Annotated in this window: 15 protein-coding genes; 3 read left to right on the forward strand and 12 right to left on the reverse strand. The window is 39.8% G+C overall.

Annotated features, from left to right (window positions below):
- Positions 1–30 precede the first annotated feature (30 nt).
- Complete coding sequence (locus tag GWK51_RS11960) at positions 31–1,425, reverse strand: aminotransferase-like domain-containing protein (protein ID WP_161933879.1); 1,395 nt, start codon at positions 1,423–1,425, stop codon at positions 31–33.
- Between the two features lie 138 nt (positions 1,426–1,563).
- Between GWK51_RS11960 and GWK51_RS11965 the strand changes: the two genes are divergently transcribed.
- Entirely contained in the window at positions 1,564–2,427 is an 864-nt protein-coding gene (locus tag GWK51_RS11965) for a DMT family transporter (protein ID WP_161933880.1), read from the forward strand.
- 25 nt (positions 2,428–2,452) lie between these two features.
- Here GWK51_RS11965 and GWK51_RS11970 read toward each other — a convergent pair whose 3' ends face one another.
- The 7 genes from GWK51_RS11970 to GWK51_RS12000 form a co-directional block, all read right to left on the reverse strand.
- On the reverse strand, positions 2,453–3,040 hold the full coding sequence (locus GWK51_RS11970) for a uracil-DNA glycosylase family protein (protein ID WP_161933881.1): 588 nt from the start codon (positions 3,038–3,040) through the stop codon (positions 2,453–2,455).
- Positions 3,041–3,251: 211 nt separating this feature from the next.
- Positions 3,252–4,832 carry a fatty acyl-CoA synthetase gene (locus GWK51_RS11975; RefSeq protein ID WP_161933882.1) on the reverse strand — a complete coding sequence of 527 codons (1,581 nt, stop codon included), beginning with the start codon at positions 4,830–4,832 and terminating at the stop codon, positions 3,252–3,254.
- 260 nt (positions 4,833–5,092) lie between these two features.
- Positions 5,093–5,863, reverse strand: coding sequence for an enoyl-CoA hydratase/isomerase family protein (locus tag GWK51_RS11980; RefSeq protein ID WP_161933883.1), 771 nt, complete (start codon positions 5,861–5,863; stop codon positions 5,093–5,095).
- Between the two features lie 130 nt (positions 5,864–5,993).
- The gene (locus GWK51_RS11985; RefSeq protein ID WP_161933884.1) at positions 5,994–6,737 is read right to left on the reverse strand and encodes an SDR family oxidoreductase; all 744 of its coding nucleotides are present in this window, start codon (positions 6,735–6,737) and stop codon (positions 5,994–5,996) included.
- A 14-nt stretch (positions 6,738–6,751) separates the two neighbouring features.
- Positions 6,752–7,450 (reverse strand): histidine phosphatase family protein, encoded by a 699-nt coding sequence (locus tag GWK51_RS11990; RefSeq protein WP_161933885.1) that lies wholly within the window; start codon positions 7,448–7,450, stop codon positions 6,752–6,754.
- Entirely contained in the window at positions 7,447–8,568 is a 1,122-nt protein-coding gene (locus tag GWK51_RS11995) for a phosphotransferase family protein (protein ID WP_161933886.1), read from the reverse strand. Before GWK51_RS11995 ends, GWK51_RS11990 begins: the two co-directional genes overlap by 4 nt.
- Before the next feature lie 55 nt (positions 8,569–8,623).
- Positions 8,624–9,862, reverse strand: a complete 1,239-nt coding sequence (locus GWK51_RS12000; protein ID WP_161933887.1) for an acyl-CoA dehydrogenase family protein — start codon at positions 9,860–9,862, stop codon at positions 8,624–8,626.
- Positions 9,863–9,954: 92 nt separating this feature from the next.
- Here GWK51_RS12000 and GWK51_RS12005 point away from each other — a divergent pair, with 92 nt between their 5' ends.
- A complete protein-coding gene (locus GWK51_RS12005) occupies positions 9,955–10,872 on the forward strand; it encodes a LysR family transcriptional regulator (protein WP_161933888.1) in 918 nt (305 codons plus the stop codon).
- A gap of 261 nt (positions 10,873–11,133) precedes the next feature.
- Here GWK51_RS12005 and GWK51_RS12010 read toward each other — a convergent pair whose 3' ends face one another.
- The 4 genes from GWK51_RS12010 to galE form a co-directional block, all read right to left on the reverse strand.
- The gene (locus GWK51_RS12010; RefSeq protein ID WP_161933889.1) at positions 11,134–11,736 is read right to left on the reverse strand and encodes a nitroreductase family protein; all 603 of its coding nucleotides are present in this window, start codon (positions 11,734–11,736) and stop codon (positions 11,134–11,136) included.
- Positions 11,737–12,029: 293 nt separating this feature from the next.
- Positions 12,030–12,524: a hypothetical protein gene (locus GWK51_RS12015; RefSeq protein ID WP_161933890.1), complete on the reverse strand. Its 495-nt coding sequence runs from the start codon at positions 12,522–12,524 to the stop codon at positions 12,030–12,032.
- 90 nt (positions 12,525–12,614) lie between these two features.
- A complete protein-coding gene (gene fumC / locus GWK51_RS12020) occupies positions 12,615–14,009 on the reverse strand; it encodes a class II fumarate hydratase (RefSeq protein WP_161933891.1) in 1,395 nt (464 codons plus the stop codon).
- Between the two features lie 127 nt (positions 14,010–14,136).
- Positions 14,137–15,141: a UDP-glucose 4-epimerase GalE gene (gene galE, locus GWK51_RS12025; protein WP_161933892.1), complete on the reverse strand. Its 1,005-nt coding sequence runs from the start codon at positions 15,139–15,141 to the stop codon at positions 14,137–14,139.
- A gap of 71 nt (positions 15,142–15,212) precedes the next feature.
- Here galE and tusD point away from each other — a divergent pair, with 71 nt between their 5' ends.
- Positions 15,213–15,581 (forward strand): sulfurtransferase complex subunit TusD, encoded by a 369-nt coding sequence (gene tusD / locus GWK51_RS12030; protein ID WP_142768689.1) that lies wholly within the window; start codon positions 15,213–15,215, stop codon positions 15,579–15,581.
- Positions 15,582–15,592 lie beyond the last annotated feature (11 nt).

Raw genomic sequence — 15,592 nt, forward strand, 5'->3', positions numbered from 1 at the left:
TGGATTGCGTGGGATTGTATGGCCTAAACACTATGTTGAATCACGATTAAAGCTATGCATGACCTCAGCTAGAATATCGAATACTTTCGGATTCATACACTGCGCGACATTAAACCGCATCAAATGTTTGGCATGGGCAGATTGGCTAAAAGCATGCCCGGGTGCCAAGATTAAACCGTGCTGTAAACACCGCCGTGACAATTCAGCCGCATCCATCATTTCAGGCAAACGACACCAAAGGAAAATGCCAGCTTTCGGAATCAGAACTGGCTCAATATTGAGTTGTCTTAACCGTTGAATGCAGGTGCTCATACTACTATTGAGCTTCTTCTTTAATGACTCAATATGTTTGATGTATTGGCTGTCCATTAGTGCTGAATAGATGATTTCCGCATTTAAATGCCCACTACTAAAATTCGTCGCAATTTTCAGATCAATATATTTTTCGATATCTTGAGGATTAGAAACAATATAGCCGCAGCGGAGTGATGCAGTTAAGGTTTTGGAAAAACTCCCAATTTGAATAACCAAATCAAATCCCATCAGCGTGGAATAGCGTGGTGCGGGCAGATACTCAAATTCTGAAAAAATATCATCTTCCACAATGAGCAGGTTTGCCTGCTCTGCCAATTTTGCAACTTGATATGCTCTTTGAATGGATAGTGTTGCCCCAGTAGGATTATGAATACCTGAATTGGTTAAGTAGAGTTTGGGTTGATATTGTAATGCCCTTTCAAACTCCTCTATATCTGGACCTTGGGCTGTAAATGGAATCGCGATGGCCTGCAAATGGTGGGCTTGAATTAAGGCTTGGAAATTGAAATAGCATGGATCATCTACCAGAATCACATCGCCAGCCTGTAAATGTACCCGGAAAATCAAATCAATCGCTTGAGTCCCTGAATCCGTAATTAAAATTTGCGAAGGATCAACCTGTATTTCATATTGCGCATTTCTACGTGCAATCCACTGCCTTAAACCCACATGACCATGCGGGATTGGATATTCAACTAACATTTTGATTGAGGATTTTGCAGCTTGTTTAAGTGCTTTACGCAAACTACTTTCAGGCATCCATTCAGGAGGTAACCAGCCGCAACCTGGTTTCAGCATTTCATCATTAGCATCTAAAGATTGCCGTGAAATCCATAGCGGATTAATTTCTCGGTCATATTGAAAATGAGTAGCCATTACTTTTTGAGCTTGTGCCTGACCCTTCACATAAAACCCAGATCCTGCCCTTGCTTCAAGCACACCCTCGGTAACCAAGCGCGCATAAGCTTCTACCACAGTAGAAATTGAAAATTGCATTTCCTGAGCTAAACGCCGTACCGAAGGTAAGCGTGACCCAGCAACAAAACGTTGATTCGCAATATGTGATTTAATCTGCGTCATCACGATCTCAATTTTGCTTTGCGTATCCATAGGCTGGTTATCAATACTTATTTCAAGACAGTCGCTATTGTATACCAATACAGTTTCTTTAAATTGTACTGGATTGTATCTGTCTCAAACCGCTGGATTGCTTTGTAATGGAAGCATAAATATTAGAGCGTTTAAGGCATGAAACAAAGTAATCTTGGATGGATACATGGGCTATTGGGCGTCATTATTTTTGCGGGTTCTATGCCTGCTACACGACTTGCCGTTTCAGGTTTTAGTCCCGAATTCCTAACTGGCGCACGCGCTGTAATCGCTGCAATATTTGCCATTCTCTGTTTGTATGTTTTTAAACAGCCTATTCCAAATATTAAGCAAATTAGATCCTTAGTCCTGATTGCTTTAGGTGTAGTCTTTGGTTTTCCTTTTTTTACTGCACTTGCCCTAGAAAACATAACGGCGGCTCGTGCCCTTGTTTTTGTCGCTTTGCTGCCGCTCGCAACGGCAATCTTCGCTGTACAGCGTGCAGGTGAAAAACCCTCTATTCAGTTCTGGTTATCTGCAATCTTAGGAAGTAGCTTTGTCGCGCTATTTATGTGGTTTCAAGACCAGCAAGCCTTCCATTTCCGTAGTGATTTATACATGTTAATTGCGGTATTGGCTTGTGGTTTAGGATATGCCGAAGGTGGACAATTGTCTAAACAACTGGGAGGTTGGCAAGTGATTTGCTGGGCACTGATTATTGCCTTGCCCTTAATGCTACTTTTATTCGGAGTCTATTTTCCGCAAGATTGGGATGCTATTCCAGTGACAGCATATGCGGGATTATTCTATGTTTCCTTGTTTAGCATGCTGATTGGTTTCGTCTTTTGGTACAAAGGCTTGGCAATGGGTGGCGTTGCACGCGTTGGACAAATCCAACTGTTGCAACCTTTCCTTGGGCTAATACTTTGCGCTGTGTTCCTACATGAAGCAATCGACTTCGCCATGATTGTGGTGTGTTTTGCGGTGATTATTTGCGTATTTTATGCCAAAAAATATGCCTAAGTTTTGCAAAAGGCAAAGCTTCAAATTAATCAAGCAAACCAATCTTCGCAAAAAGCTGTTGATATGCTTCAGCTTTTCTCTCTAAAGCCAATGGATAGGCACGTGAAGAAGATGGCATTCTAAATAAGCTAAGCTCTCGCGCAGCAAAAACAGTTTCAGAACTTTTGCCTATGATTGGTTTTTCAGTGCCTTCAGGCATTGAAAGCATCAGTGTATCCGTGGCTTTGTCACCCGTAGTGACAATGCTTTGACATTGTGGAATTTGAGCCAACAGAGCGGTTAAATCTGTCGGTGTTTCGATGTGTAAAAATTTATCAGAGGCATTTTCTTTTAAACGGACAACTTGGTACGCTGTATCAAAAATCGCAATGCCTTTTCCGATGAGAAAATCACGAATATTCTGTTCATAAAAATTCTTATTTTTCAGATCAAGGAAATGGTCTTTATCTTGAAAAAATATCAGTCCAAAGATGCGCCACATGTCATTTTGATAATTCGGATAATAGAAATCCATTTTCCAGCGTGTCTTCGGTGGCGGGAAACTACCCAACATTAACAACTTTGCTTCTGCTGGTAAAAATGGTTCAAGCGGATGGGTTTCTATTACAGACATGGTAAGAATCAAAAAAGTAAATATTTAGACTATGAAGCTTAGAACTTCTTGATTACCAAAAGCATTAACTTTCCTTATTGTGCAATATTTTACCTTAATTTTATAAGTACTTTTCGTATTTTGACTCGCTACCAATTTTGGAATTGATCTAGATAAAGCCAACCCCATGTGTGAAGTTGGCTCATCTTGCATTAATTGGTTGATTTAAACCTTATGCGATCGCATTTTGCATATTTTTATAATAATTTTTGAGTTCCCGCTTGAGTATTTTTCCACTCGCATTTTTAGGTAATTCAGTCCTGAAAAAGACTTTTTTCGGGGCTTTATAGCTTGATAACCGAGTACGACAGTGCTGCAAGATTTTGTTTTCATCTAATTCAGCATGGTCATGTTTAATTATCACGGCAACCACCTCTTCAATCCAATGGTCATGAGGTAGACCAATCACAGCAACCTCTTTAATTCCCTCTAACGTGTAAATCACCTCTTCTACTTCACGTGTAGAAACATTTTCACCGCCAGTTTTAACCATATCTTTTATACGATCAACAACATATAAATAGCCATGTTCATTGAAATATCCTAAATCACCACTATGAAACCAGCCATTGCTAAAGCTTTCATTGGTTTTTTCAATATTTTGATCATAACCTAATGTTAAGTGACAACTGCGATGGACAATTTCACCAATATGCCCCACCGGTAATATAGTTCCGTTCTCATCCATAATTTCGGTTTGTACATGGAGTGCAGGCTTTCCAACAGATTCAATAAAATGTTCATGATCGTCAGGACTTAATACACTCGCTACAGGTGCCATTTCGGTTTGACCGTAGAATTGCCAAAAGCGAATATGAGGAAGTAATTGTCTTAATTGTTCAATGACCGTGCGAGGCATAGTAGAAGCACCATAGTAAGCTTTAGCCAGTGAACCTAAGTCAACTTGTGAAATGACGTCATTGTTTAATAAAGCAATCCAAGCAGTCGGTGGGCAAAATAGCTTTGTGATCTTTTCTTGGGCAATGGTTCTTAATACTAATTCAGGATCGAAACGTCTGAAAATGTAACTTGTCGCCCCTAAAAATAAATCGACATTGAGAAAGGCATCGAGCTGAGCACAGTGATACAGCGGAAAGGCATGAATTTCTTTGTCATTTGCGCTCATTTCACCTTCAATAATACAGGTCGTATATTGCAGAATAAGGCTTTCACTATTTAATAATACACCTTTGGGCAACGATTCTGTTCCACTGGTATACATCATTCGAATCGGGTCATGTGTATTCAGCTCAATTTCTGGCACATCAACCGAAATACTTTTCAAAAAATATTCAAAGTTTTGCCATACGCTAGTTACATGTATTTCATTAAGATTTAAAACAATTTTCTGTGGCTGAGGAAAAGTCAGCTTCCTTGTTGCTTCATCGATGACATGGCACAATTCATCTTCAGCTACAATCATTTTAGGTTGAGAGTGCTCCAGTAAATAATTAACTTCATTGGCATTCAGCATGAAATTAATGGGTACACCGATGACACCTAAACGTGCAGCAGCATGTAAAATTGCAGGAAATTGCCAACAATTATGCGACATCAAAACCAGCTTATCGCCTTTTCTCAATCCTGCTGCATATAAATGAGCCGTGATTTTACTGACTAGTCGATCTAGATCTTTAAAGCTAATTTTTGTCTCACCGTCAATTAATGCGATTTTATCTCCATGGCGCTTTGCACTTCTTCCGATAATGTCTGCAATATGCAATTGTCGTGCACGCTGAATATCCTTAATCATTCCTTTTTTTCCTCTTTTTATATTTCCTGATCTTATATTTTGTATTTAAAATACAATGGTATAGAAGTTTTTTATCTTATTATTGAAAACTCTATATTTCACATCCTACCAGTTCTAATGCTGTGCTCCATTGTCAAATTTGATCATTATTCGCAAATATTTTTAAATTTTATAGCTTACAAACCTTGTTGAAGCGTTTTATTAACTTGCTCAATTCTCCCTTTTTTATAATGTGAGTTAAAAAAATCTATAGATTAAATTTATGCACGTTTTTTATCTAAAAATGCATGAATTCGTTCTTGGACAGTCACTTCTGAACTTAAATTCGCGATAGCTTCTGCTTCATATTCAAGATGTGAAGTCCAACTATTTTGATGGCTTGCCCATAATAATTGTTTAGTCTGCCCCAATGCAGGCAAAGCACTGGTCATCAGTTGATTAACCAAATCTTGTACACGAGTTTCTAATTGATTAGAACTGATAACTTCTGTAATTAGTCCATATTCCAACGCGCTTATGGCAGACAGGGTCTGATTCAACAACAGGATTTCCTGAGCTTTTCTCATTCCAACCAATTTGGGTAATTGCCAAGTTAAACCTGCATCTGGACTTAAGCCAATTGCACTATATGCGGGGGTAAATTTTGCTTTTTCATCGACAATTACCAAATCACCAATGAGAGATAATCCCATCCCTGCACCAGCAGTAATACCATTGACCATAACCAGCAATGGTTTACTCATACGCATTAAACTTGACATTGCCAAATGTAAAGTACTTGCCAATTCATTAATCAATATTGAAATATTTTGATCAGCTTGTGCAAAATCAGCAACATCACCACCCACACAGAAAAATCGTCCAGTACCCGTTAATACCACACAGCGAATTTCTGGATCATGGTGACATCGCATGGCTGCTTGTAATAACTGGTTTGCTAAAGCTAAATTAATTGCATTGCCCTGTTCAGGGCGATTTAAACGTAAATAAGCAACTCCTTGCTTTATCTCAAAATGAAGTTCTCTATTCATTTTATTATCCTAATATTGTTGGAATTTTAAGATTTTGGATACCTTTTCTTCATTGGATGAATAAGTTATCAATTATTATAATTTTAGTTGTAGACCATAAAGACTTTATATCCTTATGGTCTGAAGAGGTTTACCCTAATTTATTCACAATACGTAAAGGCAATACTTTCATGGCCAAGCCCATTGGCAACCACGGCCACTTTGGCACATAGGCTTTGACTGGCGCCTTCTCAATCGCTTCTGCAAGTAAATGCGAACCTGTTTTCTCATCGACTTCAAATGGCAGTTTTTTCGCACCTTCATTCAATTCAGTCCGAATATAACCTGGGAAAATGGTCGATACTTTAATTGGCGTATCAATCAGTTCGGCACGAATCCCTTCTGCCAAGTGAGCAACAGCAGCTTTACTGGCGGCATAAGTTGAAAGATGTTTTGGTAAGCCACGCATAGCACTCATGGAAGAAATTACCACTAAATGCCCTGAGTTTTGTGCTCGGAAAATTTCTACAGCCGCTTCGCATTGTGCCAAGGCTGAAATAAAATTGGTTTCGGCTGTTGCACGGTTAATTTCAAAATTACCTTTACCAATACGACGACCTTGTCCGACACCTGCATTCACAATAATACGATCCAGCTTGCCAAAGTCTTGTTGGAATGCCTTAAATACTTCAAACACTTGATCGTAATTGGTGACATCTAGGGTTTTAGCAATAACTTGAATCCCGTACTGACTTTCAAGCTCTTGTTTAAGTGCCTCTAAACGCTCCATACGACGTGCACAAATCGCAAGGTTATAACCTTTTTGCGCAAATTCACGTGCCATACCCGCGCCCAAACCTGAGCTTGCCCCTGTAATTAAAATGGTTTTTGCCATGGGTCAAATCCTTGTTATATCCATGTTAAAAGTTCTGAGTCATCGGCTTTAATAAAATGATGCTCATTTAAACTGAGTAATTGCGGTTCATTGCCGACTAAACGCAAGGTGGTCATGCTGGTATTGGTGATTGCCCAGTTCAATGCAAAGGTCCGATTTGGATTCAGTTCCAGAATTTTTCCTGCCGCGACAGAAATCACGCCACCCGAAGTAAACACGACCGCATAACGAGGTTTAGTCTGTGCAAGCTCATCACATAAATCTTGCAATGCCGTTTCAACACGTGCTTTGAATATTGGCCATGACTCTTCATATTCATGGTGATATTCACCGCCTGTCCAACGTTCAATTGCACCTTCAAAAATTTTTGCCAAATATGCACGCGGATTTACATGTTGCGCGACATCAGATTTTAATAAATGTGGCTCTTTGAATCTGGGTTCATATTGCGCAAACACTTGCTGGTGGTTGAACTCATTCCACTGTGAATCTGTGACCACTGGACTATGCGGAAAGCATTCTGCTAAAGCCAGTTGCGCCGTTTGTTGATGGCGATGCATGGAACCTGCCACCACATAAGGAGATTCTTTTAAAATATGCTTGAAATATTGACCCAGTCGTTGCGCTTGTAATTCACCTTTATCCGAAAGTTTGTCATAACTCTCGGCACCAAAAGACGCTTGCCCATGACGAATCAAATAAATGGTGGTCATTTTTCTAAAATTTCCTTAAATTTTTCCATATATTTATGTGCAATTTCATTGGCTTCCAACTTTTGAATGCCAATCAGTTTTAAAGCGCGAATATGCAAGGCATGAATAATGACCCAAAAATCCTTAAAGGCAGGATTGTTGGTTTGTTTATGGAAATAGCGATAGTAAATTTGCTGCGCAATCACCGCCAAACGGAAAATTCCAAACACTTCATAAAAGGTCCAGTTTTCAGGCTGTAAGCCCATCTTTTCCAAGTAATAGTCCACCACCTCCTTTCGGGTAAACATACCTTTCATGTTGGTGGGTTGGCGTCGCGTGGCTTTAAAGATTTTACTGTCGGTTTCTTCGACCCAGTACGCCAATGCTGAACCCAAATCCATCAGTGGATCACCTAGGGTTGCCATTTCCCAATCCAAAACCCCAATCACTTGCGTCGGGTCTTGTGGATCTAAAATGACATTATCAAAACGCCAATCGTTATGAATCAAACAGGTTGCCGAATCTTCTGGGATATTTTCCATAAGCCATTTACGCACAAATTTGAAGGTCGGCACATTGAGCGTATGTGCTTTTTCAAAACGCTGATCCCAGCCTTCCACCTGTCTGCGGCAATACCCCTCACCTTTACCCAGTTTTTCTAGCTCTGTGCCTTGAAATGGGACTTGGTGCAATTCAATCAGCTTATCAATCACATTGACACATAACTGATGCACTTGTGCTTCTGTAAAATGTAATTCTGGTGGAAGTTTCGCACGTGGAATAATCCCTGCAATGCGTTTCATGACATAAAAGTCACAGCCCAAGACTGACTCATCCTGACAAAGACCAATCATCTCAGGTAATACAGGATAAAAAGGCGCTAAATTTTTCTGCACCGTATATTCACGCGCCATATCATGTGCAGATTTTGCCTTAGTACCTTTCGGTGGACGACGTAGAATTAGATCCGTGTTGTCATATTTGAGTCGATATGTCCAATTTGAAGCCCCACCAGAATATTGTGTGATTTCAACTTGTCCCTCTAACATAACGCCTTGTGACTTGAGCCATTCTTCTACAGCTTGTACATCCAGCTCTTCACCTTCTCGTACACTGCCACCAACATCAATTGCCGACATACTTGTTATCCCTGATTCTTAGAATATGAATGCTTTACTTACTTTTACCACAGCTTTATTTCTTCCGCGCGCCATATCCACGTTTTTTCAGTTCAAGTTTAGCAATCATGCCTTTATGCACTTCATCTGGACCATCTGCTAATCGCAGACTACGTGCTTGAGCAAAAAATCCAGTTAATGGCGTATCACGAGAAACACCCGCACCACCATGAATTTGAATTGCCATATCCACCACTTTTTCCAACACACTTGGTGCAACTACTTTAATGGCAGAAATTTCAGTTAATGCTGCCATATTACCCAAAGTATCCATTTTATAAGCAGCATATAAAGTCAATAAGCGTGCCTGATCAATGGCAACACGAGCTTCTGCAACACGTTCCAAGTTACCGCCCAATTTTAGAATTTCTTTTCCAAATGCAGTTCGGTTCATCCCACGGTCAATCATCAGTTCCAGTGATTTTTCCGCAGCACCGATACAACGCATACAATGGTGAATACGACCAGGTCCTAAACGCCCTTGTGCAATCTCGAAACCTTGACCTGCACCGCCAATAAAGTTGGACACTGGTACTCGCACATTATTAAAGCTGATTTCGCCGTGACCATGTGGAGCATCATAATCGCCAAAGACGGGTAACATTCTTTCAATGGTTACACCTTCAGCATCGATTGGAACCAGTACCATCGAATGTTGATGATGACGATCTTTGGTTTCATCTGGTGTATGTGCCATAAAGATAATGATTTTGGCGTTTGGATCACCTAAACCTGATGACCACCATTTACGTCCATTCAAGACAATTTCATCACCCTCAACCAAGGCTGTTGCCTGCATGTTGGTTGCATCACTTGATGCCACTGCAGGTTCAGTCATACAAAAGACCGAGCGGATTTTTCCTTCTAATAGTGGAGTTAACCATTGTTGTTTTTGTTGTTCACTGCCATAGCGCCAAAGTACTTCCATGTTGCCACTATCTGGCGCATTACAGTTAAATACAGTTGGTGCAATTAAACTACGACCTGTTAACTCTGCAATATGCGCATATTCTTGAACAGAAAGCCCTGCACCCAATACTGGATCGGGCAAAAACATATTCCATAAACCCGCAGCTTGAGCTTTTGCTTTTAATTGTTCTAAATGTGCTGGCCATTGCCATTGAGTCCAATCTCCATTGGGATTTAAGTGATGTACTTCATTCCAAAATTCAGTTTCTATTGGCTCAATTTCATTTTTAATAAATGCTTTGGTACGTTCTATATAGTCTTTGGCACGTGCTGAGAGTTCAAACATAGGTTCATCCTGTGAATATTGTATATTTTCGCTTTACAGTACATTAGCTTGAAAATTATTATGAATGAAATGATTTTATTTAATCTTTAACTATGAAAAATACTCATAATAATGCAAATATGGATTTAGCAACGTTCTACCGAATTGATATCAATCTCTATCCATTGTTTATTGCTATTTTTGAGCTGAAAAGTATTTCTAAAGCTGCGCACATGCTTAGCATCACACAATCTGCTGCGAGTCATGCTTTACAGCGACTTCGCCAGCAATTGCAAGATGACTTGTTTATTCGTGCAGGCAATCAGATGTTGCCTACGCCGTTTGCAGAACAAAGTTATCCGACTATTAAAACAGCGCTTCTAGCTATCCAATCTATCTCATTGCAAAAACAAAGTTTTGAACCAAGTATGGTCAAAACACTTAAAATTGCAGTTCATGATGAAATTGAACCGATCATTTTCCCCCGAATTTTTCAACACTTCCAACAGCTTAACCTAGATATTCAATTTACGAGTATTAAGTTAGATCGTAAAACAGTTGTTGCCGATTTGGCTGCACAACAAATTGATTTTGTGATGGATTTGGAACAGAATTTTGGAGATAAAGTTCAATTTCAAGCACTGGTGCATGACCGTTTTGTGGCATGTACTCAGCAAAAACAGATGAATGAAATACAGTATTTTTCATCTCCCCACATTGGGGTATCATCGCGCCGTACAGGTCTATTACTGGAAGATATGTATTTGCAACGCCAGCAGTTGAATCGAAATATTTTATTGCGCTGTCAGCATTACTCAACTGCTTTGCAAATATTAGAACAAAATGCTCAAGCGATTTTAACTTTGCCAGAAACGATTCTTTCGCACCTGCAAGTCGGTTCAGCTTTGAATATTTTTCCTGTCCCCGCTGATTTACCTAATATGAAAATGGGGATGTTTTGGCATATAGATTTAAATGAAAATTTAAGGCATATTTTTTTGCGTGAGCAAATCAAGCAAATTTTTGCTTAGGCTATTTATTAATATAGATCTAATCATACTTAGGCTATTTGACTATAAAAATTTACGTCGCTCTAAATAAAAAAAGAGGTTTGCAATGCAAACCTCTTTTTTATTGTAAAAGCCATTGTTGATCAGAGCCAAACTCAGCTCATCTATTGATCAGATCACTTATATTCAAGGAATCGACAAACTTTTACTGGCAGAAACACGTATTTCGTCTTGAATTAAGAGACTGGATACGACTTTTCAAACTTAGTATCGCCCTTCAATTTATTGAAAAACTTTAAAGCGCTCAGTATTTTCAATATATGTTTTTTCTTTGGCTGCTGCTTCGATCGAACCAAACACCAGTTGAGCACGCAATTTCCAGTTCTTTGGAATGTCCCATTCTGCATGCACTTGTGCATCCACAATTGGATTGTAATGCTGTAAAGAAGCCCCTAGCCCTTCTGTATGTAAGGCTGTCCATGTTGCAAATTGAGCCATTGCGGTTGAATGCTCAGCCCAAATTGGGAAGTTCTCTGCATATAAAGCAAAACGATTTTGTAAGTCTTCAACCACACTCATATCTTCAAAAAATAGAATTGTGCCCAACCCAGCTGCGAAACTGTCCATTTTTGTTGCCGTTTTAGCTGCCTCAGCTTCATCAGTTGCGTAAGCCTGTAATTCTTGTTTAACGAAGTTCCAAAACTTTTCATGTTCTGTATTAAATAAAATAACGGCGCGCGATGACTGTGAATTAAACGAAGATGGGCTTTCTCGAATCGTTCTTTGGATCAGATCTGTCAAGTGTTCGGGCGTTTGCGCTACATTTTTACCTAATGCGTAAATTGTACGGCGTTGCTCAATTAAGTTTAGAAATTCATTTGCCATGTCATAGCTCCTGCTGAAGTGGAATGTTCTGCTGGAAAAATACAAATTATCCAGTCATACAATGCTACTCAGTATTATGCAAAATCAATTCCAACTTGCTTATAAAAGTTAATAAGATTCATATCTATATTTTTTATATTTGGTAAAAAAATAGCTTTAATTGGCACTTATACACTATTAAGCATAAGCCTAAAATTTTTGAAGCAATCGATCATTCAGATCATAAAAAAAACCATTTAGTTTCATAGACCAAATGGTTTCTTGTTTTAAATCAGAAGTTTTTCAAACAAACCTTAAGCTAGGTTAGCTTGCAGCACATTATTTGGAAGATGAGCCTTCCAGATTTCTCTTAATGTTGGTAAGTAGAACTTCTCGCCCAATTCAACCAATTCAGCATCAATCAATGCATGAATTTCGTGCATAAATAGATAATCTAGCTCAACTGTTTTAAGTTTTGCATGCTTTTGAGCCTCAGCCTTGCGCTTTTGTTGTGCACGCTTCACCAGCTCATCTGCAAATTTCTTGTCTTTAAATTTCGCCAAGGCTGTCAAACGTAGTTCAATCACACCCCAACCACTTAAAAGCAATTTAAACAATTCAAAATCTTCAGTGTTTGACTCCCATGTCATTTCCTCTAAATTTTCATTTTCAGGCAATACAGGAAGTAGCAGTTCCATCACACTTGGGAAAATCTTTTTAAAATTTAGAATAAATTTAACAGGATGCTCACCTGGGTAATCCTTAAATTGAATACGTTTCTGAACATCTGTCAAATATATGTCTAGCATAGGTCATCATCAGCGGTAAAAATCTAATGCATATTGTACGCACTTATGCAGCAGATAAAAACCGCTGATCTTGTTTCGTTTTGCAGAAGCTTATTTAACGTTCGGAGAAACCATGTTTTCTGGTCGAACCACCGCATCAAATTGTTCTTCTGTCACCAATTGCAGCTCGACTGCCACTTGTTTAAGGGTTTTGCCTTCCTTATAAGCGGTTTTAGCCACTTTTGCGGCATTCTCATAACCAATTACAGGATTCAATGCTGTTACCAACATTAACGAGTTATGCAGGAAGTAATCGATTTTTTCTCGGTTTGGCTCAATACCAACTGCACAATGCTCATTAAAGCTATTACATGCATCCCCCAATAACTGAATAGACTGCAATAAGTTATATGCAATCACAGGCATAAACACGTTCAACTCAAAATTACCCGAAGCGCCAGCAACATTAATGGTCGTGTCATTACCTAATACCTGCGCCACCACCATAGTCATGGCTTCACTTTGGGTTGGATTCACTTTGCCCGGCATAATGCTCGAACCTGGTTCATTTTCAGGAATACGAATTTCACCAAAACCACAACGCGGACCACTCGCCAACCAACGAATATCATTGGCAATTTTATTTAAGCTTGCCGCCAGTGTTTTCAATGCACCTGAAGCAAATACCGCAGCATCACGACCTGCCAATGCCTCAAATTTATTGGGTGCTGTGACAAAAGGCAATCCAGTCAATTGAGATAGTTGCTCGGCAACTTTTACCGCATAATCAGGATGAGCATTTAAACCCGTACCGACTGCAGTACCACCGAGTGGAAGCTCATAAAGTCCAGATAACGCTTGATGTAAGCGTTTTAAGCCATGATCCAACTGCGAAACATAACCACTAAACTCCTGCCCCAACGTCAACGGTGTTGCATCTTGCAAATGGGTACGCCCAATTTTCACAATATCATTAAATTCTTGTGCTTTTGCATCTAAGGTATTACGCAGTTGCGTAACCGCAGGAATCAGTAATTCATTGATTTGTAGACTTGCTGCCACATGAATGGCTGTCGGAAAGGAATCATTGGTCGATTGTGCACGGTTGACGTGGTCATTCGGATGGACTGGTTTTTGCGCACCTAAAGGATTACCCAATTTCTGATTGGCAATATTCGCAATTACTTCATTACAGTTCATGTTACTTTGCGTGCCTGAGCCTGTTTGCCACACCACTAATGGGAACTGGCTATCCCACTGCCCCTGAATCACTTCTTCTGCGGCATTGACAATATAGTGGGCTAATTCTTGAGGGATTTGATTCAAATCTGCATTGGTGAGTGCGGCTGCTTTTTTCACTAGCCCCATGGCACGGATCATAGGACGAGGTAAACGTTCTCCACCGATTTTGAAATTTTGCAAACTACGCTGTGTTTGTGCCCCCCACATGGCTTCTGCAGGAACTTCAACTTCACCCATGGTGTCATGTTCAATACGTGTATGCATGTCTACCTCTTTCTTTATCTGTCTATAATCTTGTACTTATTCAAGTATTGAATAATCTTTTTATTCTATTTCATTCTGACGCACGAGTAAACGATAATAATTATCGTTTACTCGCTTTGTGATTGGATTATGCTCTTAATGTTTGTTGATAGAATCGCCATTCATCTTCTAACATTTGGGTCAGACTGCGTTTGGCTTTCCATCCCAGCAACTGTTCTGCTTTTTCAGCATTGGCACCCACCTGATCAAGCTCCTGAGCGATGAAATAATCGGTATCTACCGTCTTGATTTCCGTTCCTGTGACTTTAGAAATCTGCTGCAATAAGCTTTGAATCGAATACGCTTCACCTGCAATATTAAACGCTTCACAGGTGTGTTGTTGAGTATATAACCACTTCAAAGCGGAAATTACGGCATCACAACTGTCGAGCACATGAACAAAACTGCGTTCTACCGTACCATCTGTGGTTTGTGCTTTCTTGTGTAAATCAATATATTCACGTTGTCTTGCGGCTACTTGCATTGCCAATGGCACAATATTTTTTGGCAATGGCTGAACAAATTCGCCCAAAACCCCATGCTCAAAGGCACCGACTACGTTACCTAACCTTAGAATGGCAATATTCCATTCTTCATCGGTTTTAAAGGTGTCGCGTATAATTTCCTCAATCATTTGTTGAGACTTGATATACGGGTTCGGATAAGCATAGTTAAATGGCATCTCTTCGCTCAGTTCTAAGCTGGACTCACCATATACAGCCAAACTTGACAAATGCACAAAATGTCGCACACCCGTTCGTTGCATCGCGCGCAATAAACTCATGATACAGCTAACGTTGTCATTGTAATACTCAAGTGGCTTTAACACAGACTCTTGCAAAGATTTGAACCCAGCCGCGTGTACTACAGCATTCACTGTGTATTGCTCGAAGACCTTATTCAAAGCGGGCGTATTCCGGATATCCAGCTTGGCAAATGGCACATACATCCCAGAGATGTATTCCAAACGTTCTAAGGTCTGTAGATTGGCGTTGGACAAATTATCTACAATAATGACTTCTTGCCCCTGAGCCATTAAGCTAAGAGCGACATGAGAGCCTATAAAGCCTAATCCACCAGTTACTAAAATCATTGTATACTACCTTTTTCTTATGAAGTCTGGACGTTCCAAGTTTCGATTGGTACAGCCTTTAAGTGAATTCCATGAGTACATTACTGTTAATTACCTCTGCTCCTACTTCCATTCATGCTTGGCATGCACTCGGGCTTGCACAAGCGTTACATACACAACAGAAAGCTTTTCGGGTTTTCTTTTATCAAGATGGGGTTACGGTAGCCAACGCCCTGCAATGGGTGCCTGATGACCAACGTAATCTCACGACTGAGTGGCAGAAGCTCGATATTCGCCTACCTGTTTGTGTAAGTGCAGCCTTGGCAAGGGGTATCACAGATGAAGAAAATGCAAAAAGACACAATATTGACCAACATAACTTAGCGAATGGCTTTGAATTGGTCGGTTTGGGTGAACTTGCCGATGCCGTACAATCCACTGAACGTCTAATTCAATTTTAAGTGGTTATTTT

This window comes from Acinetobacter kanungonis, from assembly GCF_009939195.1.
Lineage (GTDB): Bacteria > Pseudomonadota > Gammaproteobacteria > Pseudomonadales > Moraxellaceae > Acinetobacter > Acinetobacter kanungonis.

Bases quoted from the DNA above. Each gene is read 5' to 3' on its own strand.
- GWK51_RS11960 (WP_161933879.1), bottom strand. From the start codon at position 1,425: ATGGATACGCAAAGCAAAATTGAGATCGTGATGACGCAGATTAAATCA.
- GWK51_RS11965 (WP_161933880.1), top strand. From the start codon at position 1,564: ATGAAACAAAGTAATCTTGGATGGATACATGGGCTATTGGGCGTCATT.
- GWK51_RS11970 (WP_161933881.1), bottom strand. From the start codon at position 3,040: ATGTCTGTAATAGAAACCCATCCGCTTGAACCATTTTTACCAGCAGAA.
- GWK51_RS11975 (WP_161933882.1), bottom strand. From the start codon at position 4,832: ATGATTAAGGATATTCAGCGTGCACGACAATTGCATATTGCAGACATT.
- GWK51_RS11980 (WP_161933883.1), bottom strand. From the start codon at position 5,863: ATGAATAGAGAACTTCATTTTGAGATAAAGCAAGGAGTTGCTTATTTA.
- GWK51_RS11985 (WP_161933884.1), bottom strand. From the start codon at position 6,737: ATGGCAAAAACCATTTTAATTACAGGGGCAAGCTCAGGTTTGGGCGCG.
- GWK51_RS11990 (WP_161933885.1), bottom strand. From the start codon at position 7,450: ATGACCACCATTTATTTGATTCGTCATGGGCAAGCGTCTTTTGGTGCC.
- GWK51_RS11995 (WP_161933886.1), bottom strand. From the start codon at position 8,568: ATGTCGGCAATTGATGTTGGTGGCAGTGTACGAGAAGGTGAAGAGCTG.
- GWK51_RS12000 (WP_161933887.1), bottom strand. From the start codon at position 9,862: ATGTTTGAACTCTCAGCACGTGCCAAAGACTATATAGAACGTACCAAA.
- GWK51_RS12005 (WP_161933888.1), top strand. From the start codon at position 9,955: ATGAAAAATACTCATAATAATGCAAATATGGATTTAGCAACGTTCTAC.
- GWK51_RS12010 (WP_161933889.1), bottom strand. From the start codon at position 11,736: ATGGCAAATGAATTTCTAAACTTAATTGAGCAACGCCGTACAATTTAC.
- GWK51_RS12015 (WP_161933890.1), bottom strand. From the start codon at position 12,524: ATGCTAGACATATATTTGACAGATGTTCAGAAACGTATTCAATTTAAG.
- fumC (WP_161933891.1), bottom strand. From the start codon at position 14,009: ATGCATACACGTATTGAACATGACACCATGGGTGAAGTTGAAGTTCCT.
- galE (WP_161933892.1), bottom strand. From the start codon at position 15,141: ATGATTTTAGTAACTGGTGGATTAGGCTTTATAGGCTCTCATGTCGCT.
- tusD (WP_142768689.1), top strand. From the start codon at position 15,213: ATGAGTACATTACTGTTAATTACCTCTGCTCCTACTTCCATTCATGCT.